This window comes from Salinispora pacifica CNR114, assembly GCF_000514775.1.
Classification (GTDB): domain Bacteria; phylum Actinomycetota; class Actinomycetes; order Mycobacteriales; family Micromonosporaceae; genus Micromonospora; species Micromonospora pacifica.
Map to the genome: position 1 here is coordinate 1 of NZ_AZWO01000012.1, position 26,568 is coordinate 26,568.

Genomic DNA, 26,568 nt, shown 5'->3' on the forward strand with positions numbered 1-26,568 from the left:
CGGCGCAGTAGTCGCTCCGCCACCTCGGCGGTGATCCGCTCAGTCGGATCCTTACGCAGCAGGCCGTTGAGCACCGGACGCAGCGGGCCGGCGTTCTTCGGCGGCGGCGGCGGCTCGGTGGCCAGCGCCGCGAGGGTCGCGATCGCCGAGGGACGAGCATACGGCGACTTACCCTCCACCGCCGCGTACAGGGTCGCCCCCAGCGACCAGAGATCCGCCTCCGGCCCGGCAGTACCGTCCCGTGCCCGCTCGGGCGCGATGTACGCAGGCGAGCCGAGCACCATGCCAGTACGGGTGACATTCGGGTCACCCGGAACCGTGGCAAGACCGAAATCGGTCAACACCACCCGCCCGTCCTCACCGAGCAACACATTGCCCGGCTTGACGTCCCGGTGCATCACCCCCGCCTTGTGCGCCGCCTTCAGCGCACCAAGCACCCCCAGACCAATCTGCACCGCCCGGGCCGGCGACACCGACCCCTGCTCCGCCAGCGTGTCCTGGAGAGACTTCGACGCCACATACTCCATCACGATCCACGGATCACCATCGGTACGCAGCACATCGAAGATACGAACGACGTTGACGTGATTGAGACGAGCGATCGCCCGCGCCTCGCGCAGCGAACGCTCCCGCATCTCACGGCGCTCCTCATCGGTGAGACTGGGCGGCGGAACCAACTCCTTGATCGCCACAGTCCGATGCAGCACCTCGTCCTGCGCCTTCCACACCCGACCCATGCCACCCTGACCGATCGGCGACAAGAGCCGATACCGGCCAGCGACGAGTTCCGAGGGTGCGTTCAACATCACCTAAAACGGTACCGGGCGCCGAAAACGGCCAGTCGGGCGGCACGCCACCGTGCGACGAAGATCCACGTCACGGCAGCCCCAAGGCCGGTGGGCTGACTACCGGTTTCCGCGTCCACGATCGCGCTGACGCGATCGATTGACTCCACTACGAGGCCATCCAACTCGAGGCATCTCATCTGATATGCGCTATTCCAGGGATGCAACTCCCATCCCACACCCGCTACGCTCACTCATGGAAACGGCGCGGTAACAGACAGGAGGGACGATGATCGAGGAGGGTGAGGGTCGCCCAGCGGCCCAGTTTCCCAGCCTGAGCGGCGTTGTGAAGATAGCTGAGGAGCACCAGGCGAAGCTCCACCAAGAACGGCCGTACGAGTCCGAGGCGGCAGGCCCGAAGGCGGCTGTTCCCGTGCCCCTTCCGCCCCCGTCGCCCGGAGCCGCCCCCGAGCCAACGCCGACCCCATCGAAGAACCGAACCACCCCCGCGCCCAGCAGCACCGACCCGAGCCCGGGAGCGGGCTGCCCCTCCCGCACCGATGGCGCGCCACGCCGCCCCCGCGGCGGGGTGATCGGCGGTGGCGGCGCGGGCACCGCACCGACCGGTGGAGCCGGCTCGCGTCCGGGGGGCGGCAAGGGCTTCCCCAGCGAGCCCACCGTCCCGCCCTTCTGGGCCGCACCGGGGTCCTCGGCACCGACGGACCGACCGGCGAGCCCGACCCACCCCAACTCCGAGGAGACGCCGCGCACCTCTGATCCAGACCATCGGGGGGAGTCAGATCAGGGGTGAGTCCGACACTCCCCCCGCCGCAGGACAGGCCGACCGACCCGACCCCGCCATCGACCACACCAATCGACGTTGCTGGCCGCGCCCCGGGTTCCGGCGCGGTGATCCCACTGGCCGGGAGCTCAGCCTCCCAAGCGCCGGGGACGGAGCGGGTAACGTCGGTGTCGTGTCTGGATCTCTACCGCTTCGCCTCGTCCTCGCCTCCGCGAGCCCGGCCCGCCGCAAGACCCTCCAGGCAGCGGGGATCGAGCCGGATGTACTGGTCAGCGGCGTTGACGAGTCCCTCGTGGCCAGCGATCGCGCCGATGAGCTCTGCCTTGAGCTGGCCCGGCTGAAAGCGCAGGCGGTCCTGACCCGGCTGCGCCCCGCCAAAGACCAGCGCACGCTGGTGATCGGGTGCGACTCGGTGCTGGAGTTCGACGGCCAGATCTTCGGCAAGCCCGCTGATGGGGCTGACGCCGTCCGCCGCTGGGAGCGGATGCGGGGGCGCAGCGGAATCCTGCACAGCGGGCACTGCCTCATTGACGCGACGGCGTCCCGACGGGCGGAGGCCGTCGCCGCCACGACCGTGCACTTCGCCGCGGTAAGCGACGACGAGATCGCCACGTACGTCAACACGGGCGAGCCCCTGGCCGTGGCCGGCGCGTTCACCATCGATGGGTTGGGTGGTCCATTCGTGGAGCGGATCGAGGGCGACCCCGGCACGGTGGTGGGCCTCTCCCTGCCGCTGCTGCGCCGCCTCCTGGCCGAGCTTGGTCTACCGATCACCGACCTGTGGCGTCGCGGCACACCGAGTGCCCCGACGTCCGGCGCCCCAGCTACCCCGAAGCCGAACCCTGGATCCTGACCACCGAGAGTCTCGCCGTCGAGAGCACGAAGGAGCAGCGTTGACCACCAAGTCCATCCCGTTGACGTCGGAGTTGCACGCGTACCTGGTCGCACACGGAAGCCCGCCGGATCAGGTCATGCTCGACCTGATCGAGGAGACCCGGGCGCACCTGCCGGAGGACGCTCAGATGCAGGTGGCGCCGGAGCAGGCCGCGTTCCTGACCTTTCTGACCCGGCTACTGGGGGCGCGACAGGCGGTCGAGGTCGGTACCTTCACCGGGCTCTCCGCGCTGGCGATCGCCCGCGGGCTGGCCGAGGATGGGCAGCTGCACTGCTTCGACGTTTCGGAGGAGTTCACCGGGATCGCTCGGCGCTACTGGACCCGGGCCGGTGTGGACGACCGGGTGCGGCTGCGGATCGGCCCCGCCGGAGAGACGCTGCGGGAACTACCGTCCGACCGCCACCTCGACTTCGCTTTCATCGACGCCGACAAGGTCGGCTACTCGGCGTACTGGGCGGAGTTGGTGCCCAGGATGCGGCCCGGCGGAGTGATCGCCGTCGACAACGTCCTCCGCGACGGCCGGGTGCTCGCCCCGCAGGACGCCGGCGACCAGGCCATCGCCGCGTTCAACGACGAGGTGCTGGCCGACGTACGGGTTGACCCGGTGATGCTGCCGATCGCCGACGGGCTGACCCTGGCCCGGGTGCACTGACCGGCCCGCCACGGGCGCTGCGAGACGGTCGGTGAACGGGCAGTGCGGCATCCCACACTTAGCGCTCGTTAGGGAGCTTCGGCAGGGCCGATACACTCCCCGTCAACGAACACCCCGGGAGGAGCCCCCAAGGTGCGCAAGGTACTCATCGCCAACCGCGGCGAGATCGCCGTCCGCGTCATCCGCGCGTGCCGCGATGCCGGCCTGGCCAGCGTCGCCGTCTACGCGGACTCCGACCGCGACGCCCTGCACGCCACCCTGGCCGATGAGGCGTACGCGCTCGGCGGTGACACCGCCGCCGACAGCTACCTGCGCATGGAGAAGCTGATCGAGGTCGCGGCGCGGTCCGGTGCCGACGCGGTGCACCCGGGCTACGGCTTCCTCTCCGAGAACGCCGACTTCGCCCAGGCGGTGATCGACGCCGGGCTGACCTGGATCGGGCCGAGCCCACAGGCGATCCGCGACCTGGGGGACAAGGTGACCGCCCGACACATCGCGCAACGCGCGGGCGCACCGCTGGTACCCGGCACCCCGGACCCGGTCGGCAGCGCCGACGAGGTGTTGACCTTCGCCGCCGACCACGGCCTGCCGGTCGCCATCAAGGCGGCCTTCGGCGGGGGTGGTCGCGGCCTGAAGGTGGCCCGAACGATGACGGAGATCCCCCACCTGTTCGAGTCGGCCACCCGGGAGGCGGTCGCCGCGTTCGGCCGGGGTGAGTGTTTCGTCGAGCGGTACCTGGACCAGCCACGACACGTGGAGGCGCAGGTCCTCGCCGACCAGCACGGCAACGTCATCGTGGTGGGCACCCGGGACTGCTCCCTCCAGCGCCGGCACCAGAAGCTGGTCGAGGAGGCGCCGGCGCCGTTCCTCACCGACGCGCAGCGACACCAGATCCACGACTCGGCCAAGGCCATCTGTCGGGAGGCCGGCTACCACGGTGCCGGCACCGTCGAATATCTGGTCGGCGCCGACGGCACCATCTCCTTCCTGGAGGTCAACACCCGACTTCAGGTGGAGCATCCGGTGACCGAGGAGACGGCCGGGGTCGACCTGGTCCGGGAGCAGTTCCGCATCGCGGACGGGGAGAAGCTGCGGTTCACCGAGGACCCGACGCCCCGCGGACACTCCATCGAGTTCCGGATCAACGGTGAGGACCCGGGCCGGGGCTTTCTGCCCGCCCCGGGCACGATCACCGCGCTGCGCCTGCCGACCGGTCCGGGAGTACGGGTCGACACCGGGGTCACCGCCGGCGATGTGATCGGCGGCAACTTCGACTCGCTCCTGGCCAAGGTGATCGTGACTGGCGAGACGCGTACCGAGGCCCTGGAGCGGGCCCGTCGCGTGCTGGACGAGATGGTGGTTGAGGGCATGGCCACCGCGCTGCCGTTCCACCGGCTGGTGGTCCGGGATGAGGCCTTCACCACCGAGCCGTTCACGGTGCACACCCGGTGGATCGAGACCGAGTTCGACAACACCGTGCCGGCCTTCACCGCCGCTGCCGGCCCCACCGAGGGCCCGGCGGAGCGCGACACCGTGGTGGTGGAGGTGGGCGGCAAGCGGCTGGAGGTCAGCCTCCCGGCCGGCTTCGGCGCCGGTACGGCCGCCGCCGCGCCCACGGCGAAGAAGCCGGCCCGTCGGCGCGGCGGGGCGAAGGCCGGGGCCGCGGTCAGCGGCGACACGCTCACCTCCCCCATGCAGGGCACGATCGTGAAGATCGCGGTCGCGGACGGAGACATCGTGGCCGAGGGCGACCTGGTCGTGGTCTTGGAGGCGATGAAGATGGAGCAGCCGCTGCACGCGCACCAGGCGGGCACGGTCAGCAGCCTCGCCGCCGAGATCGGCGCGGTCATCACCGCTGGTGGCGCGATCTGCACCATCGCCTGAGGCGCGCTGGCTGCCGCGGTTCGGAAGACATACACCGTCGACGCGGCCGCCCGCGTCGTGGCGCTGCGGCCCCGCCCGGTGGGCCAGCCGGCGGGATGTTGGCCGACCTGGGGAACGCGAGCCGGGGCGGCCAGTCATGATGGCCGGGTGCGGTTCCTACACGGCGCGGTCCCCGCGCATGACCTGACCTACAACGACGTCTTCATGGCCCCGGCCCGCTCCGAGGTGGCGTCCCGGCTCGACGTCGACCTGTCGACCGGTGACGGCACCGGCACCACCATCCCGTTGGTGGTGTCGAACATGACCGCGGTGGCGGGCCGCCGGATGGCCGAGACCGTGGCTCGACGGGGTGGCATCGCGGTCATCCCGCAGGACATCCCGATCGAGGTGGTCGCGAACGTCGTCGCCTGGGTCAAGCAGCGGCACCTGGTGTACGACACCCCGATCACCCTGGGTCCGACCGATACGGTCGGCGACGCCATCCACCTGCTGCCGAAGCGGTCGCACGGCGCGGTGGTCGTGGTGGACGAGTCCGGCCGGCCGGTCGGGGTGGTCACCGAGGCCGACACGGTGGGCGTGGATCGGTTCGCGCAGCTACGGCACGTGATGTCGGTAGAGCTGCACACGGTTTCGGCGGACGCCGATCCGCGTACCGGCTTCGACCGGCTCTCGGCCGGCCGGCGTCGGCTGGCGCCGGTGGTGGACGAGCAGGAGCGGCTGGTCGGCGTGCTGACCCGGTCGGGTGCTTTGCGGGCCACGCTGTACCGACCGGCACTCGACGACCGGGGCCGGCTGCGCATCGCCGCGGCGGTGGGCATCAACGGCGACGTCACCGGCAAGGCGCGAGCCCTGCTGGAGGCCGGGGTGGACACCCTGGTCGTGGACACGGCGCACGGCCACCAGGAACGGATGCTCTCCGCCCTGCGGGCGGTACGCGCGCTCGATCCGGCCGTTCCGGTCGCGGCCGGCAACGTGGTCACCGCCGACGGCGTACGCGATCTCGTTGCGGCGGGTGCGGACATCGTGAAGGTCGGCGTGGGGCCGGGGGCGATGTGCACCACCCGAATGATGACCGGGGTGGGCCGACCCCAGTTCTCGGCGGTCCTGGACTGCGCCGCGGCGGCGCGGGCGGTGGGCCGGCACGTGTGGGCGGACGGCGGGGTCCGGTACCCCCGCGATGTGGCGTTGGCGCTGGCCGCGGGGGCCTCGAACGTCATGATCGGTTCTTGGTTCGCCGGCACCTACGAGTCCCCGGGAGACCTCTACTCCGACGCCGACGGCCGCCGCTACAAGGAGAGCTTCGGCATGGCCTCGGCCCGGGCGGTCAGCGCTCGGACGGCGGAGGACTCCGCGTACGACCGCGCCCGGAAGGCGATCTTCGAGGAGGGCATCTCGTCGGCGCGGATGTACCTGGACCCGGACCGGCCGGGCGTGGAGGACCTCGTCGACGAGATCATTTCCGGGGTACGCAGCGCCTTCACCTATGCGGGGGCGCACAACCTCACCGAGTTCCACGAGCGGGCGCTGGTCGGGGTGCAGAGCGCGGCCGGCTACACCGAGGGGATGCCGATTCCGACGAGTTGGTGACTCGCGACGTCGCGGTCCGCGCTGGGGACGCAACTGGGTGACGTCGGGGAGGGTTGCGGCGGGGCTGGGGGTGTTGAACCCGGAGGCGCGGCCGTCTGGTTGATCATTTGGATTGTGTGGAGATCAAAACGATCGATGGGCGGCCGTCGTGTTGTGAGCCTATGACCGGGTTGGATCAAGAGCAAAGTCGACTGGCTGTACGGGCAACTGTCCTGTCTGGCGGAGTGGGACCGCGACGGTGCGGCCCCGGGTGCTGTCGCTGTACACCGCGTGCTGACGCCGCTGCACGAACAGGTGCGGGAGCGCGCGCGGCGGGACGCGGCGTTGGTGGACCTCGGCCGGGAGTTGACCGACGTCCGCAAGCGATGCAACACCGCGCTGAACCGGCCACGGGCGGCGGTCGAGTGTGCCATCGCACACCTGAAGTCCTCAGAACGGGCTTCCGGTGGCCTGGAGGAGTTCCCCGCAGCGCTACGCACCGTAACCAAACTGGAGACCTTCCGGGTCTACGGCCCGTCCTGAAAAACCATTCAAATGGGCTTTTGGAAGTCTTCCCGGACCCTCGGCAGGCCCAATCCTGCCTGATCGGAGTGCATTTCTTCGCTTCCGACCCAGACCTTAAACTCCCTTAACAAAAGGTCAAAGCTGGAGTTCACTACAGAGAGTTCCATGCACTATGCGTAGCGTTTGAATCTAATCGGGCTAGCTGCTAGTTCCCTCCGGTGATCACCAGCAGTCGTCAGGATTTTGCTATTTCGAGAGGCGGGAAGTGAAATGCGGAGAGTCTTTGTGTCTTCTTTGGCGTCACTTGCGGTGACGGGTGGAGCTGTTTTTGCGCTCAGCGCTCCTGCTCAGGCTACCGACACTACCACGGCGACGACATCAGCCGGGATTCTCACCATTGATTGTGTGAGGAATATTCAGAACACCTGGGGCAAGATTACCTGTAACTCCGCTGACGGACAGACCGTCAAGGAAGTTCGTTTCGACTGCAGCGGGGCGCCGGACAAGGTCTATAGCAATTTCTACTTCAAGGGTACGTGGGAAAAGTCCCATGAGTGCGCCTGGGGGTCGATGACCCGGATCCAGGTGACTATCTAGTAGTAGTTACGATGTGGAGCCATGTCCAGTGTTCACGCTTAGGCGTGGCTCCACATCATGAGCGGAGACGATCACGTGGCGAGTTTGGTGGCGAGCAACCTGTGTCAGGGCTACGGCCGGAAGCAGGTGGTGCACGACTTCACTCACGATTTCCGTCCGGGGGTAGTGGGGCTTCTCGGTCCGAACGGTGCGGGTAAGTCGACGTTGCTCAACACCCTGGCGCTGTTGAATCCGCCCACCTCGGGGTCGATCAGTTTGAGTGGGGAACGGGCGTCCGGCCTCAGGTCGGTGCGTCGGTTGCGACGCAGGATCGGGTTCCAGCCACAGAACTTCCCGTACCCTGGTGGGCTGACGGTCGTGGAGTTTCTCCGCTATGCCGCCTGGCTTCGTGAGTTCCCGCGAGACCAGACCGGGGCTGCTGTCGCGACGGTGATCGAGCGACTCGACCTGCAGAACTATGCGAAGGCCAAGCTGCGCACCCTTTCTGGTGGAACGTTGCAGCGCGTGGGGGTGGCCCAGGCGATTGTGCACGACCCAGAGGTCGTCATCCTTGATGAGCCGACTGTCGGGCTTGATCCGGCGCAGCGTGTCGGTCTGCGTAATCAACTCCGGGAGTCGGCGCGGTCACGGCTCGTTCTAGTCAGCACTCATATTGTGGACGATGTGGTGCACACCTGCGACTCGGTGCTGGTTTTCCTGCAGGGCCGTGTGGTCTTCGATGGGACGCCGGCGGAGCTGGCTAATGGCGGCGATGCGAGTGCTGGGACTGAAGGTATGAGTGCGATCGAGTCGGGATATCTGCAGCTTGCCACGAAGGCTGGGGTGTCGGCGTGAGTAGGTTGGGTTATCCCCGTTGGGTCGGTCCGGCGCTGATGGCGGGGGTGTTTGTTCTCGGTGCGCTGCTACTGTTGCCGTCTCGTCGGGTCTGGTTCGGGTCTCCGTTGCTGACCACGGGGGCCATTCAGCAGATCACGCCTGTCCTGGCCGCTGTTTGCGCGGGTGTCGCCGCGGCTGCGTTTCCCTCCCGCAACCGGCGCCGTACCGCGGCCCTTGATCCGCTCTCGAGTAGACCCGCGTGGCACTTGGTCCTGTTCCGGGCAGCCGCTATTGGGCTGTGGGTGCTGGCTGGCTACCTGTTCCTGGTGGCGGGCGCGGTCGCGGTATCAGCGGCAGTGGAACCCGGAAGCCGGCTCGGCGTGGGCAATGTTGTGATCGGTGCGGCGGGCATCGTCCTGGCATTGGTGGCTGGCACCGTCGTCGGCTCGCTCTGGCCGAAGCCGATCACTCCGTTGCTCGTGCTAATCGGCGGCCTGGTCCTGATGATGACGGGTTTCGGTGCGCCGGACTCGGTTCGCCACCTCTTTCTCTACCACGGCACTGGTCCGCTGTGGGGTGAGCCGAGGGTGGACGTGTTGGTCCTGAAGTTGATCTGGGTTGCCGCGCTGATCGCCCTGTTCACGCTGGTCGCCGCTGGTTTCGGGTGGGGCGTGACGAGTCCGATGCGCTGGCGTCGAGTCGGCATGGCGGCTGTCGGCGTCGCAGTGCTGGGGGCCGCCGGGATCCCGATCGGGTTGGCGCTGTCCGACGTCGGAGGGGAGCCGATGACCCGGTTTTCGGCAGCGCAACATCAGGTGTGCGGTGGGCAGCAGCCACGGGTCTGCCTCTGGGATGACCACCGGCGGCATCTGGACGATGTCGTCCGCATGGTCGAGACAGCTAAGCAGGTCAGCGGAGTCGTGCCCGGGGATGTGCGGCAGTACGAGGAGTTCGGCATGAGCGCGCCGGCCGGCAACCCGGACATTTTCCGAGCCGGCAACGGAGTAATTCACATTGATACCGGGTTCATGAAAGACGAAGAATTGGTCCAAGAACTCGCCGGCCAGTGGCACGGCGTGCACAAGGAACGCTGCGGCACACCACGGGAGGAATTGTTCACCGCTTACCCGGAGCTGCATGACCTGTACCAAGAATTGTTTACGGCCGCGCTCGCGGGCCCGGTTGACGACCTCGCTGCCTGGCGTGGCCGCCACGCCGCCGCCTCGGCGTGCTGACCGCGCCATGACGACTTCACGTTTCCGCGAAGGCGCACCGCTGCCGCTACTGTGGCTCCGCGTGCACGGACTCGCCGGTTACCTGGCGGCCGGTGCCGTGGTGGCTGCCTGTTATCTGTGGCAGCGGCTCGAATCGGCCGACTGGCCCTTCCCCCTGAACAACGACGTCACGTTTCTTCCGGCCATCCTGGCCGCCGGCGCGCTGCTCGGCCTCGGAAGTGGGGTCGGGTTCCTCGAACGACGCCATCCCGGTCTGGTCGGCGTCCGAGCCTTCACTGTGGCGGCGTACTGCATTCTGGGCGTGATAATTCTGCTCCTGCGGCCGTTCTCTGTGGCCGAGGACCTACCCGGACCGCTGCCGACTATCCGCTCATTCATGATCGCCCTCGGCATAGGGTTGATTGTCCAGGTGTGGGCCGGCACCGCGCTGGCCTGCGGGCTCGTGATCGTTCGGGCGCTGGTGGCCGGGCAGTTCACCCAGAACGGGAACGGAGCGAGTCTGTTTCTGTGGGATCTCGCGCCACTCGACGCCGTGCCATACACCGTGGCCGCCGTTGTCCTGCTCGGAGTGGGTACTGCCTTCCACGCGACCAACGGGCCACACCGAAACCCATAGTCGACCACGACTCTGCTGGTACAACCCTGATTCCTTTACACGTTTTGACTGGTTTCGAAGGGTGAGGTGTTTGGCGAGATTGTCGATCATGTCGAGGGTGATCGTGCTTAAGTGGAGGAGCTACGGCCGGCTCTTCGGTTGAGGCACTTGCTACCGCTTTGGGCCCTCCGTCTCAGGACGGCCTTGCGGTGGCCGTCGTAGGTGGGCCAGCCAGCCGTCGGCCCAGTCGAGATGCGGGCAACCTTGGTTCGCGCACCGGGGGCAGGTCCGCCCTCCCCAGTGGCTACGGATGATCATTTCGATTCCGCGAAACACCAGGTCCAGGTCCAGGTCTCCCGGCTCGAAGGCGCTGGTTGTGGGGCGGTCGGGTTCCGCCCGCCAGCACCAGCCGACAAACCTCTCCCTGAGGTCCGGCCTGGCGCCGTTGAGCCGGGATAGCTGATCAGATGCCTCGGCCAAAAGCTTGTCCTGGTGTGCCAGCAGCGCTGACCTCCTGCCCCGATACTCATCCAACAACGCGAGCCGCGCGGGCTGACAGGGCCAGTCGGCGCCGCAGGCCCGGCACCGCCAAAGCGGGCGCATCGGGTCGTGTGCCCTTCTCACCACGGCCGGCTCCCACCCGCGTGGTGGTCACGTAGGCAGCGCTTGAGGTCACCACACCGGGGGCACCAACTACCCGAACGGCTCTTGGTCACCAGACCCAGGACCGCCCCGACGGCGAGCCCAACGACCACGGCAATAGCAACGACAACTACCGATGCCATCTCAGTCTCGCCTCTCGGCAGTGCGGGCGGGCCGGTGCACGGTCACCAGCGGCCTCCATTGGCTCGCCACTGCTGCGCCGGGGTAAGCCAACCGACGCGGCCTACCTGAGGGCTGGCGACGGTGGGCTGGGTCATCCACGCCGGCAGATTGACCGGCCTACCGTGCTGCACTGTCACGGGGTACGGGACGTCGTTCCTCTGCTGCGGTGCGTTCGCGGGAGGCGACGAGTTCTTCCGCTGGCGGCGGAATCGCCAGCGAACCACAGTCCACTTCCCTCTTGGACCGGACATAACTCCGGGAATGTGATGTGTCGCATTTGCTCCTGAGACGCCATCTCGGTTGCGCCGCGAGCGGTACACGGTCAGAGCTAAGAACAGCAGCACGATGTCCCCCTTGGGCGAAGGTTCAACCAGTCGGTACTCGTCGATGCATCTCATTACACTTTGAGCGCGCCCAAAAGACAACCACTCAAGCATGCCAGTGTCGGAAGAGTGTCACTTGACTAAAGATCACTCATCTAGGCGTGTCCGAATTGGCATCGCTAGGCTTCAGCAAGACAAGGCAAGCATGTTCTAATTGAGTGAGACACGCGTCCAACTAATTGAGTGGGAGGTGGTCACGGGTGGTGGCAGACATGGTCGGCTCCGCCCTGGTGCGCCGGTCCATCGGTCGCCGGCTGGGAATCCTGCGCCGGGCGGCGAACCTGACCCAGGAACAAGCGGCCGAACACCTCCAGAAGGGGCGCGCAACCATCGCCCGGATGGAGGACGGCACCGAGGGCGTCAGGTTCCGGGACATCGACGTGAAGGCGATGTGTGAGCTATACGGTGCCGAACAGGCCGATCTGGATCTTCTCCTGGCGTTGACGGCTGAAACACGCAACGGCCGGAAGAAGAGCTGGTGGCACGACTACACGGAGACGGAGCTACCTCAGTTCTTCGGGTTGTACGTGTCCCTGGAGGACAGCGCGGAAACGATCCGACAGTACGAGGTCGAGTTGATCCCTGGCCTGCTGCAAACGCGGGCCTACGCAGAGCAGGTACACCAGGTGCCGAAGGGCTACGTCGATCAAGCGGAGCGGGATCGCCGGGTGACCGTCAGACTGGCGCGGCAGTCTCTGCTGTCCCGACCGCGTGCGCCGCACCTGAGCGTGATTCTCAACGAGGCAGTGTTGCATCGGCTGGTTGGTGGAGCTGATGTGATGGCCGAGCAGTTCAAGTACCTGCTCGACGTCACCCAGCGCGGCAACATATCCGTGCGGGTCCTGCCCTTCGCCGCCGGTGTCCACGGCGGCATGGCGGCGAGCACGCCGTTCTCACTGCTGGACTTCCCAGCCGATCCGGTAGGCGAGGTGCTGGAGCCTCCGCTGGCCTATGTCGACACGTTAACCGGTGCCCTGTACCTCAACAAGCCCGACGAGTCCAGCGCATACCGGCTGGTCTGGGAAGACCTCGACGACCGAGCAATCGACGAGGCGGCATCCAAAAAGATGATCACAACTGCATTGGAGGAACTGAGCGGTGACTAACCTGACCGGCGCCCGGTGGCGCAAGAGCACGCGGAGCGGCAACGGCAACAACTGCGTGGAGGTCGCCGACAACCTTCCCGGCATCGTCGGCGTCCGTGACAGCAAGGACCCAACCGGACCAGCCCTGGTGTTCGGTCCGGAGGCGTGGCAGGCGTTCGTACAGCACGCCCGGCGCTGACAAGCAAGAAACCTAAGCCCCCGGTGTTGGCACCGGGGGCCACCCGGTACCGGCAGCCCGCCACGGCTAGTTGGCCGGGCTGGCCGCCGGCTGTGGCGTCGGCGCCGGCTCCGCCGCCTCGGGGCGGTCCCGGGGCAGTCGGGCGCAGGCGATCAGCCCGATGAGCAGGAAGCCGGCGGCGGTGAAGGCGGCGTACCGGGTGGCGTCGGCGAAGGCGGCCTTCGCCTCCTCGGCGATCGGCGCGGTGCGGGGGTCGGCGGCGAGCCCGGCGATCGCCGCTCCGCCACTCTCCCGGACCTCGGTCACCACCTGTTCCCGCTGGGTGGAATCGAGCTCGGGGCGATCAGCGAGCCGCGCCCCGAGCAGCCCGCTGAGCCCGGCGAAGAGGACCGTGCCGAGCACGGCGATGCCGAGGGCGGAGCCGACCTGCCGCGCGGTGCTCTGCACCCCGGACCCCTGGCCGCTGCGCCGGACCGGCACCTCTCGCAGCGACACCCCGGTGAGCTGGGCGGTGGCCAGACCGACGCCGACGCCGTAGACGAAGAGCAGGCCGAGCGGAGCCCACCAGCGGGTGTCGGGGGCGACCACGAGGCCGAGTCCGGCGATGCCGGCGATCTCCGCGGCTACGCCGAGTTGCACCACCCGGGTGGTGCCCCACCGTTTGACGAGAAGCGCTCCGAGCGCACTGGAGAGGAAGCTCCCGACGGCGAGGGGCAGCAGCGCCAGGCCGGTGTGGAAGGCGCTGTAGCCGAGCACGTTCTGATACCAGAGCGGGAGCGCGAAGAGGAGACCGAACTCGCCCAGGCTGACGATCGCGGCGGCGGTGACGCCGGTCCGGAAGGAGCCGATCCGAAACAGCGACAGGTCGATCAGCGCCGGCCGACCGACCCGGTTACGGCGCACCTGGTGGGTGACCAGAAGGGCGAGGGCGGCCAGGCCGGTCAGCCCGACGACCGGCACCGGTGAGATCACGGCGGGCCAGTCCAGGCCGAGGATTTTGACCGGCTTCGCCAACCCCCACCAGCCGTACGTGCGCCCCTCGATGAGGGCGAAGACGACGCCGGTCATGCCGAGCACCGACAGCAGCGCCCCAATCAGGTCGATGCCGCGCTCGACCCGGTCGTCGCGGGATTCGGGGACCAGCGCGAGCGTGGCGGTGACGACCAGCAGGCCGATCGGCAGGTTGATGCCGAAGGCCCACCGCCAGGAGAGCTCGGTGGTGAGCCAGCCGCCGAGCAGCGGGCCGAGCGCGGCGGCCCCGCCGATGGTGGAGCCCCAGACCGCGAAGGCGATCGCCCGCTCTCGGCCGGCGAAGTTCGCGTTCAGCAGGGACAGTGAGGTGGGCAGCATCATCGCGCCGCCGAGCCCTTGGAGCACCCGCGCCCCGATCAGCTCCGCACCGGAGCCGGCGGACGCGGCGAGCAGGCTTGCGACGACGAAGACCAGCACGCCGACGACGAACATCCGGCGGCGGCCGGCACGGTCAGCGAAGCGGCCGGCGACCAGGAGCAGGGCGGCGAAGACGAGGGTGTACGCCTCCTGGACCCACTGCGCCCCGGCGGAGCTGACACCGAGGTCGGCGATGATCGCCGGGACGGCGACGTTGACGATCGTTACGTCGACGATGATCGTGGCGACTCCGAGGCTGATGGCGAGCAGCCCCCACCAGCGGCCACGTCCCTGCTTCGGCATACTCGCTCCGATCGCTAGTTTATCTAGCTACCTGAGCTGCTAGCTTCGTCCCGTGGACAGCGCCGCGTCAACCACCCCCGGCTCGCGTCGCGGGCCATACAGCGAAGCGCCCTCGACCAGCCGAACCGCCCGGGCGTTGCGCGAGGTGATCCGGGCTGCCAGCGACACCCGGGGGGCGCTGGCCCGCCGGCTCGGGATCGGGGTCACCGACGCCGCCGCCATCGACCACCTCGCCGCCAGCCCGGACCCGCTCGGCCCGGTGGAGTTGGGCAACCGCCTCGGCATCCGGTCCGCCTCGGCCACCGTGCTGGTGGATCGGCTGGTCCGAGCCGGCCACCTGGCGCGTACGCCGCATCCGCAGGATCGCCGCCGGGTGGCGCTGCAGGTCACCGACGAGGGGTACGACGAGGTGTCGGCGGCACTACAGCCGATGCTGGCCGGCATCGAACAGGCGGTCGACCGGCTCACGCCGGAGCAGGCAGCCGCTACCGCCACCTTCCTGCTGCAGGTGGCCGAGGTTATGCGGGAGTACGTGGTGACCGCGCCGGCGGAGCCGCCCGACCTCGTACGTCACCGTCAGACACGCGGGATCCGAACAGCCGACGAATGACGGCGCGAGCGGCCTCCCGCGGATCGTCCCCCGCCTCGTCCGGCAGGGCGCCCGCATTCCACAGGGTGGCGAAGCCATGCACGATGGACCAGGCGGCGAGCGCGTCCCCGGCGGCGCCACCCGCCGCGCCCGGCCCCGGTGGCAGGTCAGCCACCGCCGAGCGCAGGACCGCACGCGATCGTCCTCGGGCCGCCACCACCTCCGGCGCGTCGACGCGGTAGAGGTCGGGGCGGTACATCACCTCGAAGTGCGCCCGACGCCGGACGGCGAAGTCCACGTAGGCCACCCCCATCTCGAGCAGGCTGTCGCCGGTCTGCAGCGCCGCGGCGAGCAGGTCGAAGCCCTCGACCGCGAGCGCGGTGAGCAACCCCGGCTTGTCGCCGAAGTGATGGGCGGGCGCCGCATGCGACACGCCGGCTCGGCGGGCGAGGTCGCGCAGGCTCAGGGCGGCGGGCCCGGACTCCTCGATCGCCACCGCGGCGGCGGCGAGCAGGACCCGCCGAAGATCGCCGTGATGGTAGCCACGTACACCGGTCATCCCGGAAGCATATCTTGCCGTTGACAAGATGTGCCGACGGAGGCAGTCTTGGCACCGACAAGATCGGCTTGGAGGTTCCGATGGTTCCACTGATCACACTGGTGGCCGGCACCGGGTTGGCCCGGCTGGCCGGCCTGGCCGGCGTGGGTGCGCTCGACGGCTGGCACCCCGCTCTGCGGGTGGGGCTCGCCCTGATGCTCACGGTCACCGGCCTGGCGCACTTCAGCCCACGACGCCGGGCCGACCTCGTCGCGCTGGTGCCACCACGACTCCCCCACCCCAGGATCCTGGTCACCCTCACCGGGATGCTGGAGCTACTCGGCGCGGCGGCGCTCCTGGCTCCTCCCACCGCTCGGTGGGCCGCCGCCGGGCTGGCCGTCCTGATGCTGGCGATGTTCCCGGCGAACGTGTCCGGGGCACGACGCAAGCTCACCCTGGCCGGCCGTCCCGTCACCCCGCTGGCCGCCCGTACCGCCATGCAGGGAATCTTCGTCGCCACCGCCGTCGCCATTTCGGTTGGCACCTGACGATCCGGCCACTAACCTGCCCGGGTGAACCTAGCCCCCCGCCAGGACACACCACTCGGGCGCTGGTCATCCTGACCGCCCGGGCCGACCCAGGCGAGCCCCACGGAGAGCCGGCGTGCTGATCCAACTGCTCCGCACCTACCTACGCCCCTACCACCGCCCGCTGGCGGCCGTGGTCGCCCTCCAGTTCGTCGGCACCATCGCCTCGCTGTACCTGCCGAGCCTCAACGCCGACATCATCGACCTTGGGGTGGCCCGCGGCGACACCGGCTTCATCCTCCGCACCGGGGCCTGGATGCTCGTCGTCAGCCTGGTACAGATCGTCTGCTCGATCGCCGCCGTCTACCTCGGCGCCCGCACCGCGATGGCGTACGGCCGGGATGTCCGGGCGGCGCTCTTCGCCCACGTCAACACCTTCTCCGCGCGGGAGGTCGCCCACTTCGGCGCACCATCGCTGATCACTCGCAACACCAACGACGTGCAGCAGGTGCAGATGCTGGTGCTGATGAGCTGCACGATGCTGGTCGCCGCGCCGATCATGAGCGTCGGCGGGGTGGTGATGGCGCTCCGCGAGGACCTCGGGCTCTCCTGGCTGCTGCTGGTCAGCGTCCCCGTCCTGGCGCTCGGCCTGGGCCAGGTGATCCGACGGATGGTGCCCGGATTCCGACTCATGCAGACCCGCATCGACACCGTCAACCGGGTCCTCCGCGAGCAGATCACCGGCATCCGGGTGGTACGGGCGTTCGTCCGGGAACCGGACGAGACCCGGCGCTTCGCCACCGCCAACACCGACCTGACCGCGACCGCCCTGCAGACCGGCCGACTGGCAGCACTGATCTTCCCGATCGTGATGCTGGTCCTCAACGTCTCCAGCGTCGCGGTGCTCTGGTTCGGTGCCGGACGGGTCGACGCCGGCGCCATCGAGGTCGGCTCCCTCACCGCCTTCCTCCAGTACCTGATGCAGATCCTGATGGCGGTCATGATGGCCACCTTCATGCTGATGATGGTGCCGAGAGCGGCGGTCTGCGCGGAGCGGGTCAGCGAGGTGCTGGCGACCGAAACCTCGGTCACGCCCCCACCGGAGCCGGTCACCACACCGCCGGGCCGAGCCGAGGTGGAGCTACACAAGGTGCGATTCCAGTACCCGGGTGCGGCCGAGCCGGTGCTGCGGGACGTGTCGTTCCGGGTGACCCCGGGCACGACCACCGCGATCATCGGCAGCACCGGCGCCGGCAAGAGCACCCTGCTCGCCCTGATCCCACGACTGATCGACGCCACCTCCGGCGCGGTGCTGGTGGACGGGGTCAACGTCCGGGATCTCGCGCCGGAGGCACTGTGGCAGCGGATCGGCCTGGTGCCCCAGCGCCCGTACCTGTTCACCGGCACGATCGCCACCAACCTGCGACACGGCAACCCAAACGCCACCGAGGCCGAACTGTGGGCGGCGCTGGAGGTGGCGCAGGCCCACGACTTCGTCGCGGCGCTGCCGGACGGGCTGGACGCACCGGTAGCGCAGGGGGGCACCAACCTCTCCGGCGGGCAGCGGCAGCGGCTGGCCATCGCCCGGGCGCTGGTCCGCCGACCAGAGATCTACCTCTTCGACGACTCCTTCTCCGCTCTTGACCTCGGCACCGACGCACGGCTGCGGGCGGCGCTGCGCCCGGTCACCGCCGACGCGGCGGTGGTGGTCGTGGCGCAGCGGGTCGCCACCGTGGCAGACGCCGACCAGATCGTGGTGCTGGAGGACGGGGGTGTCGTGGGGATCGGCCGGCACGCCGAGTTACTGACGAACTGCCCCACGTACGCGGAGATCGTCGCATCTCAGCAGAGCACGGGGGTGACGGCGTGAGTGCTCCGGTCGTACCGAAGAAGAACCCACCCGGCGAGGAGCCCACGCCCCAGCGGCTACCAGCCGGCGGCCAACGCGGCAGCGGACCGTCCTGGCCGGGGCCGGGCATGCCCGCCGAACGGTCGATGTCCTTCGGGCCGTCGGCTCGGCGCCTCCTCGGACGGCTGCGCCCGCACCGTCTCCCCCTGATCGGGGTGATCGCCCTGACGGTGCTCGGTGTCGGCCTGAACGTGGTCGGCCCGAGAGTGCTCGGCCACGCCACCGACCTGATCTTCGCTGGGGTGTTGGGGAGACAACTCGAACCCGGCACGACGACGGAGGCCGCCGCCGCGGCGGCGCGCGCGGCGGGCAACGACAGCTTCGCCGACATCATCACCCGGATGGACGTGGTCCCCGGCGCCGGGATCGACTCGGCCGCGCTGGCCCGGGCGCTGCTGCTGGCGCTCGCCCTCTTTGCCGCGGCGTCCCTGCTCATCTGGGCGCAGGGCTGGCTGCTCACCGGGATTGTGCAGCGGACCGTGCACCGGCTACGCGAGGACGTGGCGGCCAAGCTGAACCGGCTGCCCCTGCCCTACTTCGACCGACAGCCCCGGGGTGAGCTGCTCAGCCGGGTCACCAACGACATCGACAACATCTCGGTCAGCCTGCAGCAGACCCTGAGCCAACTGCTCACCGCGCTGCTCACCGTGGTCGGGGTGCTCGCCATGATGTTCTGGATCTCGCCACTGTTGGCCCTGATCGCACTGGTGGCGGTGCCCCTGTCGGTCCTCGTCACCCAGCAGATCGCGAAGCGGTCCCAGCCGCGGTTCGTCGCCCAGTGGACGCACACCGCGGAGCTCAACGGTCAGATCGAGGAGGCTTTCACCGGCCACGAGTTGGTCAAGGTCTTCGGCCGGCAGCGGGCTGTGCAAACCTCCTTCGCGGCCAAGAACGAGGAGCTGTTCCAGGCCAGCTTCGGGGCGCAGTTCATCTCCGGAATCATCATGCCGGCGATGATGTTCATCGGAAACCTCAGCTACGTGGCGATCGCCGTGGTCGGCGGGCTCCGGGTGGCATCGGGCACGATGACCCTCGGCGACGTGCAGGCCTTCATCCAGTACTCCCGCCAGTTCACCCAGCCGCTCACCCAGCTCGCCGCGATGACGAACCTGCTCCAGTCCGGGGTCGCCTCCGCCGAGCGGGTCTTCGCGGTGCTCGACGCCGAGGAGCAGACTCCGGAACCGACCTCCCCGGCCCAACTGACCGCACCCCGCGGACGGGTCGCGTTCGAGCACGTCTCCTTCCGGTACACACCGGACGAGCCGTTGATCGAGGACCTGTCGCTGACCGCCGAGCCCGGCCAGACCGTGGCGATCGTCGGGCCGACCGGGGCCGGCAAGACCACCCTGGTCAACCTGGTGCTGCGCTTCTACGAGCTGAACGCGGGTCGGATCACCCTCGACGGAGTGGACATCACCGGGCTGCGCCGGGACGACCTACGCTGTCGCATCGGCATGGTGCTCCAGGACACCTGGCTGTTCACCGGCACGATCCGGGAGAACATCGCCTACGGCCGACCCGACGCCACCGAGGAGGAGATCCTGGCGGCGGCCCGGGCGACCTTCGTGGACCGCTTCGTACGCAGCCTGCCCGATGGCTACGACACCGTGATCGACGAGGAGGGGAGCAACATCAGCGCCGGCGAGCGGCAGCTCATCACCATCGCCCGCGCCTTCCTCGCCGAGCCGTCACTGCTGATCCTCGACGAGGCCACCAGCTCCGTGGACACCCGGACCGAGGTGCTGCTCCAACGGGCGATGGCGGCGCTGCGCTCCGACCGCACCAGCTTCGTGATCGCACACCGGCTCTCCACCATCCGCGACGCCGACCTGATCCTGATGATGGTGGACGGGCGCATCGTCGAACAGGGCACCCACGACGAGTTGCTCGCGGCCGACGGCCCGTACGCCGACCTGCATCGGTCCCAGTTCACCCAGGGCCGGCCGACCGAATCCGAGCCGACCTCGGCTCCGTAGCCGGCGAAGGGGCACCGGGGACCACGGAAGAACGCCTACCGCACGGAAGGCGAGTCGACCGCCGGCAACCCGGAACACCCGGGCTTCCGGCGGTCCTCGGCGTGCCGCTCAGCCCGGTGGGAGGAGCTCCGGCGAGCGGGTCGCGACGACCCGGGTAACCAGGGCGAGGGCCTCGGCGGTGGGCAGCGGGGCCAGTTGTTGGCCGTCCCGCAGCCGCAGCGACACCCGTCCGGCGGCGGCCTCCCGCGGGCCGACCACCGCGGCGTACGGGACCCGGGCCTGCGCCGCGTCACGGATCCGTCCGCCCAGCGAGCCGCCCCGGTCCACCTCGGCCCGCAGGCCGGCGGCGCGCGCCGCGGCGACGAACTCGTCAGCCGCGCCGTCCTGCTCGGCCGCGACCGGCAGGACCACCAGCTGAACCGGCGCGTACCAGACGGGGAAAGCCCCCTCGTGCACCTCGATCAGGTAGCTGAACAGCCGCTCCATGCTCCCAACGAGGCTGCGGTGCACCAGCACCGGCCGGCGCCGGGCGCCACCGGAGTCGACGTACGACAGATCGAACCGCTCCGGCTTGTCGAAGTCGAGTTGGACGGTGGAGAGCGTCCACTCCCGACCGGCGGCGTCCGACACCTGGATATCGATCTTTGGTCCGTAGAAGGCCGCCGCACCGACATCCTCGGTGTACTCCACCCCTCCGAGCGCGGCGCGGAGTAACTCCTCGGCCCACGCCCAGTTGTCCTCCGCGCCGACGTAGCGCTGGCCCGGGCCCCGCAGCGACAGCCGGAACCCCGCCGGCCGTACGCCGAGGGCGGCGTGTGCCGCGCGGATCAGCCGGAGGATCTCCGCCACCTCCGCCCCGACCTGCTCCAGGGTGCAGAAGTTGTGGGCGTCGTTGAGCGAGATCGCCCGCACCCGAGCCAGCCCGCCCAGCACACCGGAGCGCTCGGCCCGGTACATCCCGCCCAGCTCGGCGATCCGCAGCGGCAGGTCCCGCCAGGATCGTCCCCGGCACCGGTAGACCAACGCGTGGTGTGGGCAGAGCGCCGGGCGGAGCAGGAGCTCGTCGTCGGCCGACAGCCGCATCGGTGGGAACATCTCCTCGGCGAAGTGGCCAAGGTGCCCGGAGCGTTCGAAGAGTTCCCGCCGACCGAGGGGCGGGGTGACGACGTGCTGGTAGTCGGCCTGACGTTCGAGGTCCCGGAGGTACTCCTCGACGGCGTGCCGGGCCGCCGCCCCGGCCGGCAGCCAGAGTGGCAGCCCCGCGCCGGCGAGCGGGTCGGAGGTAAACAGGCCCAGCTCGCGGCCGAGCCTACGGTGGTCGATCATGTCGCGCTCCTGGTTCGGGTACGGCGCTCGGAGCGATCGGTACCGGGAACGCAACCGAGACCCCGGGCGGTTCGCCCCGGGGCCTCGTTGACGGTGAAGTCAGTGCGGTATGCCGGGGTTCCCCGGCGTCGTGTTCCCTACCGCAGCCTGCATGGGGCGAGGTTACGGCGAGCAGTGTCGAGCCCGCACCCGAATTTGACCCACCTCCGGCCGCGACGACCCGGCGCCGACCTCACCGTCTCGCCCGCCGACCACAAGCACGATCGGGCCACTCATCCGAGACCTCGGCGTCCCCGCCATTCCCGGCCGCCTGGCCGCACTACACCAACGTGTCCTCCAGGCCCCGGCACCGGTCGTCGCCCAAGCCCTCGGCTTTCACCACACCGTCCACCGCCATCACGCCGCTGCTGGCGGAACCTGGAACCGCTACACCGTCGGCCGTAGCGCTGAACCGTAACTCGCCTGCTCAAACGAGTTCGATCGCCTACTGTCGCGAGGTGCCTGACCAGAGCGGTGACGACAACCTCCACGTGATAGTCCGATGCCAAGACGACCCGGCGGTGTCCATCCGCCTGCACGACCGTTCCTTTCCCGACGAATACGGCATCTGCTTCGCGGTCGAAGCCCGCGCACAGGGCCTACACGCCGAACTGGGCGCTGAGATGTGGGTCTGGGACGGAGCCTGGCTTCCTGACTTCATCGGTCAGCTCGCCGCCGACTACCGCGGCTGGGTCGACGAGCGGACCTGGCAGGCCAACCACCTCACCGTCCGCGCCACCTTCCACTCCGGCGGTCACGTGGCACTCACCTGGCAGCTCCAACCCTGGGTATCCCGCTCCGATGCCTGGCAGGCGTCGATCACCACCTGGCTCGAAGGCGGGGAGCAGATGAGCAATCTCGCCGCGGACCTCCGCGAGTTCCTACCCAACCCCGGTCCGACCAAGTAGCCGCCACGGCACCACCCCCGCCAACCGCCGCTGCCGTCAACCACCACGGGCTGCTGCCCTCCGTAACCGAAGCCCACTAAGACAGATGAATACCAGCTACATCAAATAGGTGACTCTGCCAGTCGACTAGCGAGAGCCGAGGAGAGCACGGGCGCTGATTACCAATCCTCCGCTTGCGCGGAGGCACCGAATCGAACGGATGAGAAGGAAGCGCCCGCATGGCCTCGGCTCTCGCCGCTTACTCAGGGATCAACTCACTCAGCCTATCCAACGTGTATGCCTCGGACCCGTGGGGCAAGCCCTCCGGCGCGTCAATGCCGATGAACGTGACGGGCTCGTCCGGCAGCTGTCCGTCCCACGTCGTCACCTCGGCCCGCGCGCGCCACCGGTCGACAAGGTAGGACACGGTGAGGTACCGCCGCTCCATCAGCGCCCGCACCCGATCCGTCGTGGTGAACGTGTTGTCCTCCACCCGGTTGAACGACGGCTGCCCCCGCAGGTACAGGTGCAGCCACACGGCCTGCCAACCGTGCTCGGTCCTGGCGAACACCATCGGCAGCGCGACCCGGCCCTGCCCGCGCATCTGCGAACGTGCCCGCACGGTCCGGGCGTCGAACGGGGCACCTCGCTGGTCCCGCTCTCGGGTCTGGTAGCCGAACATCGACTCGGCGACCTCGTCGAACGACTCACCCGCATAGATGTAGACCTGCGGAACCACGTAATGTCCGAGTTCCGCCAAGGGCACGTCGATGAACTCGGTCGCGCCGTTCGTCGCGTCGGTGACGTCCCCGGAGTGCACCACCCCGTCGTGGTGGTAGTTCGTCCAGGACACCTGCCCCGCCGTGTGGAATTCGCTGTCCAGCAGCAGCACCGACAGGTCGTAGTCGGTGCGGCGACTCGCCTGCCGCCAATACGTGAAGAAGCGCAACAGCTCACCGGTGACCGGTGCGCGCGAGCCTCGCGGCAGCACCGCGAAACCACTCTCGGTCGCCTTGCCCGACAGCGGCAGGGCGACGTCGAGCACCTCCGGATCCACCAGCAGCGGCCGCTGCGGATCCGGCAGTCGGGCGCTGATCTCGGCGTCGAGCAGGTCCGACAGCTTGGCCACCAGCTCGGCGGGCAGCGGCGGGCGGGCATCCGGGCCGACCCACGCGCTGCGCGAGCGGCTCGCGTACATCCGGGCCGACGCGGGTGTCAGCCGGTTGTCGACGTGCTCCCGCAGCGACAGCAGCACCCGGCCCGACGCCGCACCGAACGCGCCGGTGACCGCGTCGAGGACGGCGCTCCGCTCGGCCGCCGATGCCAGCCGTAGCAGCCGGTCGGCGGATCGCAGGAGCATGCCCGGAGCGGCCGACAGCAACGACGCGGCCTGACCGACAGCGCCGGCACGGACGGCCGTCTCGGCCCGACCCGCCAGGTTCGGCACCCGGCGCTCGCCACGCGCGACCGCGAACACTTCCCGGGCGTGCGGCCACTGGCCGTACTCGTGCGGGTGCAGCCGCTCCCCGAGTCGCTTCCACCGCTCGGCATACCGGGCGACGTCACCGAGCTTGCCCGGGCTCGCCCCGACGACAGCGTCCAGCGCAGCGAGCAGCACCCGCCGCTCCGGGCGCCGGAACGACCGGAACCGCGTAGCCGTCACCAGTGAGGTGTCCCCGCCGGACGCCTGGCAGGCAAGCCGCAGCACATCCGTCGTGGTGTCCATACCGACCAGCGGCCGGCCAAGCACCAGCCGGACCCCGTTGAGCACGGCACGGTTCTCCCGCACCGGCACCTCCGCCGGCTGTGCGCCATCCATGCAGGCGACCGCCAGCTCACCGAGGACGGTCAGGTCCGCCTCACCCAGCGGCGTCGCGCTGCCGGCCAGGGCCAGATACAGCCGCTCCGCCTCCACCTCGGCGACATCACCGAGCCGTAGCACCGTCACCCGGCTACCGGCCGCGGTGATCAGCTCATCGTGCGCCGCTAGCAGCTCGGCGTAGGTGTGCTGGTAGGTCCCGTACGCCGGCAGGTCGAGCAGGTTCACCCCACCCGAGGCGACAGCCGCACGCAGCTGCGCGTCGGTCGCCGTGCCCCCACCGGTGAGAACGGCCGCCCGCAGCCGGTCGATCCAGAACTCTACGGTGTCCGGCACATCGTCCGGGAAGCCGATGAAGTACGCGTTGTGCCGAACGTGATCACCGACCAGCTCCCGCACCGCCGACACCACGGTGGCGGCAAGATCCATCGCCGGCTCGGGCGCCAGGCCGCCGATGTGGCCCAGCAGAGCCCGCGACGCCGAGAACCCGACATCGAGCAGCGCTGCATCCAACTGTCGGGCCACGGACGTGCCATCACCGGCCGCGCCGGTGCTCGCCGGCACGCGCAGTGCCCTCTGGATGATCAACTTGTCCAGCACGTGCCTCCTCCTCCCGGTGGACTCCAACAACTGCCAACCTGCAGCCGCGGCACAGTGGGTCGCCGGGGACTCGAACCCCGAACCCTTCGATCCAACAAGGAGAAGGAAGCGCCTCCATGACCGCACAGGCGGAGAGTGGACGCGCTACTCAGTCGAATGCTCTGCCAGTTGAGCTAGCGACCCCAGATGTCGATGATCACACCGGCCACACGGACTTGGCCACTGGGTTTCTACACCACTTTGGACGCGGTGGAGCAAGCGTGCCCTTCCCCCTGGCGCTGTTGGCGACAACAGCGGACCGTACCCGCAGGACACGCAGCCCGGCCCGTGGCGAGCCCCGGTCGCCTGGCGGCACTGCACCAACTTGTCCTCCAGGCCCGGCACCGGTCGTCGCCCAAGCCCTCGGCTTTCACTACACCACCACCCACCGCCATCACGCCGCTGCTGGCGGAACCTGGAACCGCTACACCGGCCGGGACGGGTAACCGATCTCAGCGAGATCCTCGGCGAGATCGGCCACCAGAAGGTCACCGTTCAGGCGACGCACCAACTCGTCGGTCAACGGGTGTCCGGCGAACACCTCGCTGACGGCCTCAAGGTTCACGGCTCTTCCGTAGTAGTCCTCGGCGAAACGCTGGTACGCCACCGGAGTGCCGTCAACGAGCACGCGGAACAGCTTGTCAGCACCATCCGGATCATCACCGCCAGGAAAATTGAGTTCTCCGGCGTGCCATCGGTCGTCGCCGTGCTGACGCCATAGGCACACGGTTGCTTCCAGCGTGCCTTCGTAGCTGAACGCCGGCTCGTCGACATAGCTTGAGAAGATCTGCGCCACGGTATCAACCAGTCCCGGCCACAGCTCCTCATCGTTGTTGGCCGGGCTCATCGGCGACTCGTGGTCGAAACCCCGGACGAACGCACCAGCCGACGCGAAGACGATCGACCACTCGTCGCCGGATCCGTTCCTCATGGAGTCCATCTGCTCATCCGGCGCCCAGCGCGTATTGAACGAGTAGTACCGCGACTCCCACTCAGGGCTCATGATCGCGTCCAGCATCGCGAGCGCTCGACACCGCTCGCGAAGCGTCAGGATGTCCGGCAGGGCACGCGCCACGTCATGAACCGTCACCGGCACATCTAACCTCGACGAGCTTCCCGGCTCCTCGCCATCCGCCGCCCAGCACGAAGAGTCACCAAGCCTTGGCTCGTTGATCGGAATACCAAACGGTTGGATTACACGTTGGCCAGTCGGCTAGGCCTACTCGCCGCCGCCGGCCGCCACCAGGTGCCCGCCGTCACGCGTTCGGACGGCGGCGACCTTGCCCAGCCGGACACCGGGCCTGCTGAGCGTCCGGCGGGAAGTCGCTGTGTCAGGTCCGCCGCCTCCGGCGGACCTGGGTCAGCTTCGCCGCGACGGTGGCGGCCATGACGATCGCGTAGCTGATCACTAGGCTCGTGTAGTCAATGTCGAAGGCGAGACCTGCGAGGGCCATACCGATCGCGGTGAGGACCGCGATGGCGGCGATCTCCGTCCACACGTTGGAGAACTTCACTGCCACTCCTTTACGGCGGACGCAGTGATGGATAGCGGCTGCGGTCGCAATGTCACTCTAACGTGCTCGTACCGGTAAGCGTCCCCGATGGGCCGACCTTGTCCGGCCGCCGAGGCCGGCACGGTCACCCTGACTACCCGCGAGGTCGGGAAGTGGCCTTGCTGGTGCCGATGCCCGCAGGACGCTGGACGGGATGTGTCGTCGGTGACGATGTGGTCATGGGTGAGCGGCTCCGGTGGGCGAAGCTGCCGCCAGCGGAGCGGGAGCGG

23 protein-coding genes and 1 tRNA gene are annotated in these 26,568 nt (G+C 69.0%); 15 read left to right on the forward strand and 9 right to left on the reverse strand.

The annotated features are described in order from the left end of the window. Positions 1-806: serine/threonine-protein kinase (locus tag B118_RS0108555; RefSeq protein WP_033668289.1), on the reverse strand; the 806-nt coding region annotated here is incomplete at its 3' end. A 953-nt stretch (positions 807-1,759) separates the two neighbouring features. On the opposite strand from B118_RS0108555, the gene B118_RS0108560 reads away from it, so the two are divergent. The 8 genes from B118_RS0108560 (at position 1,760) to B118_RS0108595 (ending at position 10,373) form a co-directional block, all read left to right on the forward strand. Beyond that, positions 1,760-2,440: a Maf family protein gene (locus B118_RS0108560; RefSeq protein ID WP_018221145.1), complete on the forward strand. Its 681-nt coding sequence runs from the start codon at positions 1,760-1,762 to the stop codon at positions 2,438-2,440. A 40-nt stretch (positions 2,441-2,480) separates the two neighbouring features. Beyond that, on the forward strand, positions 2,481-3,134 hold the full coding sequence (locus B118_RS0108565; RefSeq protein WP_028192645.1) for an O-methyltransferase: 654 nt from the start codon (positions 2,481-2,483) through the stop codon (positions 3,132-3,134). Positions 3,135-3,266: 132 nt separating this feature from the next. Next, positions 3,267-5,018 carry an acetyl/propionyl/methylcrotonyl-CoA carboxylase subunit alpha gene (locus B118_RS0108570; RefSeq protein ID WP_028192646.1) on the forward strand — a complete coding sequence of 584 codons (1,752 nt, stop codon included), beginning with the start codon at positions 3,267-3,269 and terminating at the stop codon, positions 5,016-5,018. A 147-nt stretch (positions 5,019-5,165) separates the two neighbouring features. Further along, positions 5,166-6,605, forward strand: coding sequence for a GuaB1 family IMP dehydrogenase-related protein (locus B118_RS0108575; RefSeq protein WP_018813061.1), 1,440 nt, complete (start codon positions 5,166-5,168; stop codon positions 6,603-6,605). 270 nt (positions 6,606-6,875) lie between these two features. Next, positions 6,876-7,127, forward strand: coding sequence for a hypothetical protein (locus B118_RS0108580; protein WP_018813060.1), 252 nt, complete (start codon positions 6,876-6,878; stop codon positions 7,125-7,127). A gap of 705 nt (positions 7,128-7,832) precedes the next feature. Continuing rightward, entirely contained in the window at positions 7,833-8,540 is a 708-nt protein-coding gene (locus B118_RS0108585) for an ATP-binding cassette domain-containing protein (RefSeq protein ID WP_238323885.1), read from the forward strand. Further along, the gene (locus B118_RS0108590) at positions 8,537-9,757 is read left to right on the forward strand and encodes a hypothetical protein (RefSeq protein ID WP_238323886.1); all 1,221 of its coding nucleotides are present in this window, start codon (positions 8,537-8,539) and stop codon (positions 9,755-9,757) included. The genes B118_RS0108585 and B118_RS0108590 overlap by 4 nt, the downstream gene beginning before the upstream one ends. Then, positions 9,726-10,373: a hypothetical protein gene (locus B118_RS0108595; protein WP_018813056.1), complete on the forward strand. Its 648-nt coding sequence runs from the start codon at positions 9,726-9,728 to the stop codon at positions 10,371-10,373. Before B118_RS0108590 ends, B118_RS0108595 begins: the two co-directional genes overlap by 32 nt. A 150-nt stretch (positions 10,374-10,523) precedes the next feature. Here B118_RS0108595 and B118_RS32730 read toward each other — a convergent pair whose 3' ends face one another. Then, on the reverse strand, positions 10,524-10,955 hold the full coding sequence (locus B118_RS32730) for a flavin reductase (protein WP_080645115.1): 432 nt from the start codon (positions 10,953-10,955) through the stop codon (positions 10,524-10,526). Between the two features lie 817 nt (positions 10,956-11,772). Between B118_RS32730 and B118_RS0108600 the strand changes: the two genes are divergently transcribed. Further along, complete coding sequence (locus B118_RS0108600) at positions 11,773-12,666, forward strand: helix-turn-helix domain-containing protein (RefSeq protein ID WP_018813055.1); 894 nt, start codon at positions 11,773-11,775, stop codon at positions 12,664-12,666. Next, positions 12,659-12,844, forward strand: coding sequence for a DUF397 domain-containing protein (locus tag B118_RS0108605; protein ID WP_018813054.1), 186 nt, complete (start codon positions 12,659-12,661; stop codon positions 12,842-12,844). The genes B118_RS0108600 and B118_RS0108605 overlap by 8 nt, the downstream gene beginning before the upstream one ends. A gap of 66 nt (positions 12,845-12,910) precedes the next feature. Here B118_RS0108605 and B118_RS0108610 read toward each other — a convergent pair whose 3' ends face one another. After that, a complete protein-coding gene (locus tag B118_RS0108610; RefSeq protein WP_018813053.1) occupies positions 12,911-14,536 on the reverse strand; it encodes a DHA2 family efflux MFS transporter permease subunit in 1,626 nt (541 codons plus the stop codon). Positions 14,537-14,588: 52 nt separating this feature from the next. Here B118_RS0108610 and B118_RS0108615 point away from each other — a divergent pair, with 52 nt between their 5' ends. After that, positions 14,589-15,146 (forward strand): MarR family winged helix-turn-helix transcriptional regulator, encoded by a 558-nt coding sequence (locus tag B118_RS0108615; RefSeq protein ID WP_026271049.1) that lies wholly within the window; start codon positions 14,589-14,591, stop codon positions 15,144-15,146. Here B118_RS0108615 and B118_RS0108620 read toward each other — a convergent pair. Then, positions 15,055-15,684, reverse strand: coding sequence for a TetR/AcrR family transcriptional regulator (locus B118_RS0108620; RefSeq protein ID WP_026271048.1), 630 nt, complete (start codon positions 15,682-15,684; stop codon positions 15,055-15,057). The two genes, B118_RS0108615 and B118_RS0108620, sit on opposite strands and share 92 nt — an antisense overlap. An 80-nt stretch (positions 15,685-15,764) precedes the next feature. Between B118_RS0108620 and B118_RS0108625 the strand changes: the two genes are divergently transcribed. From B118_RS0108625 to B118_RS0108635, 3 genes are all read left to right on the forward strand, one after another. Further along, positions 15,765-16,211: a DoxX family protein gene (locus tag B118_RS0108625; RefSeq protein WP_018221152.1), complete on the forward strand. Its 447-nt coding sequence runs from the start codon at positions 15,765-15,767 to the stop codon at positions 16,209-16,211. Positions 16,212-16,326: 115 nt separating this feature from the next. Then, a complete protein-coding gene (locus B118_RS0108630; protein WP_018813050.1) occupies positions 16,327-18,060 on the forward strand; it encodes an ABC transporter ATP-binding protein in 1,734 nt (577 codons plus the stop codon). Next, positions 18,057-20,075: an ABC transporter ATP-binding protein gene (locus B118_RS0108635; protein WP_026271047.1), complete on the forward strand. Its 2,019-nt coding sequence runs from the start codon at positions 18,057-18,059 to the stop codon at positions 20,073-20,075. The genes B118_RS0108630 and B118_RS0108635 overlap by 4 nt, the downstream gene beginning before the upstream one ends. A 108-nt stretch (positions 20,076-20,183) precedes the next feature. On the opposite strand, the gene thrS is transcribed toward B118_RS0108635, so the two are convergent. Then, positions 20,184-21,401, reverse strand: a complete 1,218-nt coding sequence (gene thrS, locus B118_RS0108640; protein ID WP_018813048.1) for a threonine--tRNA ligase — start codon at positions 21,399-21,401, stop codon at positions 20,184-20,186. A 530-nt stretch (positions 21,402-21,931) separates the two neighbouring features. Between thrS and B118_RS0108650 the strand changes: the two genes are divergently transcribed. Next, positions 21,932-22,348: a DUF6228 family protein gene (locus tag B118_RS0108650; RefSeq protein ID WP_196230356.1), complete on the forward strand. Its 417-nt coding sequence runs from the start codon at positions 21,932-21,934 to the stop codon at positions 22,346-22,348. Positions 22,349-22,586: 238 nt separating this feature from the next. On the opposite strand, the gene B118_RS0108655 is transcribed toward B118_RS0108650, so the two are convergent. The 4 genes from B118_RS0108655 to B118_RS0108665 form a co-directional block, all read right to left on the reverse strand. Beyond that, positions 22,587-24,746 (reverse strand): TerD family protein, encoded by a 2,160-nt coding sequence (locus B118_RS0108655; RefSeq protein WP_018813046.1) that lies wholly within the window; start codon positions 24,744-24,746, stop codon positions 22,587-22,589. 55 nt (positions 24,747-24,801) lie between these two features. After that, a tRNA-OTHER gene (locus B118_RS31595) sits at positions 24,802-24,929 on the reverse strand. A gap of 280 nt (positions 24,930-25,209) precedes the next feature. Then, on the reverse strand, positions 25,210-25,881 hold the full coding sequence (locus B118_RS0108660; protein ID WP_028192647.1) for a hypothetical protein: 672 nt from the start codon (positions 25,879-25,881) through the stop codon (positions 25,210-25,212). A 235-nt stretch (positions 25,882-26,116) separates the two neighbouring features. After that, a complete protein-coding gene (locus B118_RS0108665; protein WP_018221159.1) occupies positions 26,117-26,299 on the reverse strand; it encodes a hypothetical protein in 183 nt (60 codons plus the stop codon). Between the last annotated feature and the right edge of the window lie 269 nt (positions 26,300-26,568).

Excerpts from the sequence above, each read along its gene's own strand:
- B118_RS0108610 (WP_018813053.1), bottom strand. The coding sequence starts at position 14,536 with ATGCCGAAGCAGGGACGTGGCCGCTGGTGGGGGCTGCTCGCCATCAGC.
- B118_RS0108600 (WP_018813055.1), top strand. The coding sequence starts at position 11,773 with ATGGTCGGCTCCGCCCTGGTGCGCCGGTCCATCGGTCGCCGGCTGGGA.
- B118_RS32730 (WP_080645115.1), bottom strand. The coding sequence starts at position 10,955 with ATGCGCCCGCTTTGGCGGTGCCGGGCCTGCGGCGCCGACTGGCCCTGT.
- B118_RS0108625 (WP_018221152.1), top strand. The coding sequence starts at position 15,765 with ATGGTTCCACTGATCACACTGGTGGCCGGCACCGGGTTGGCCCGGCTG.
- thrS (WP_018813048.1), bottom strand. The coding sequence starts at position 21,401 with ATGATCGACCACCGTAGGCTCGGCCGCGAGCTGGGCCTGTTTACCTCC.
- B118_RS0108620 (WP_026271048.1), bottom strand. The coding sequence starts at position 15,684 with ATGACCGGTGTACGTGGCTACCATCACGGCGATCTTCGGCGGGTCCTG.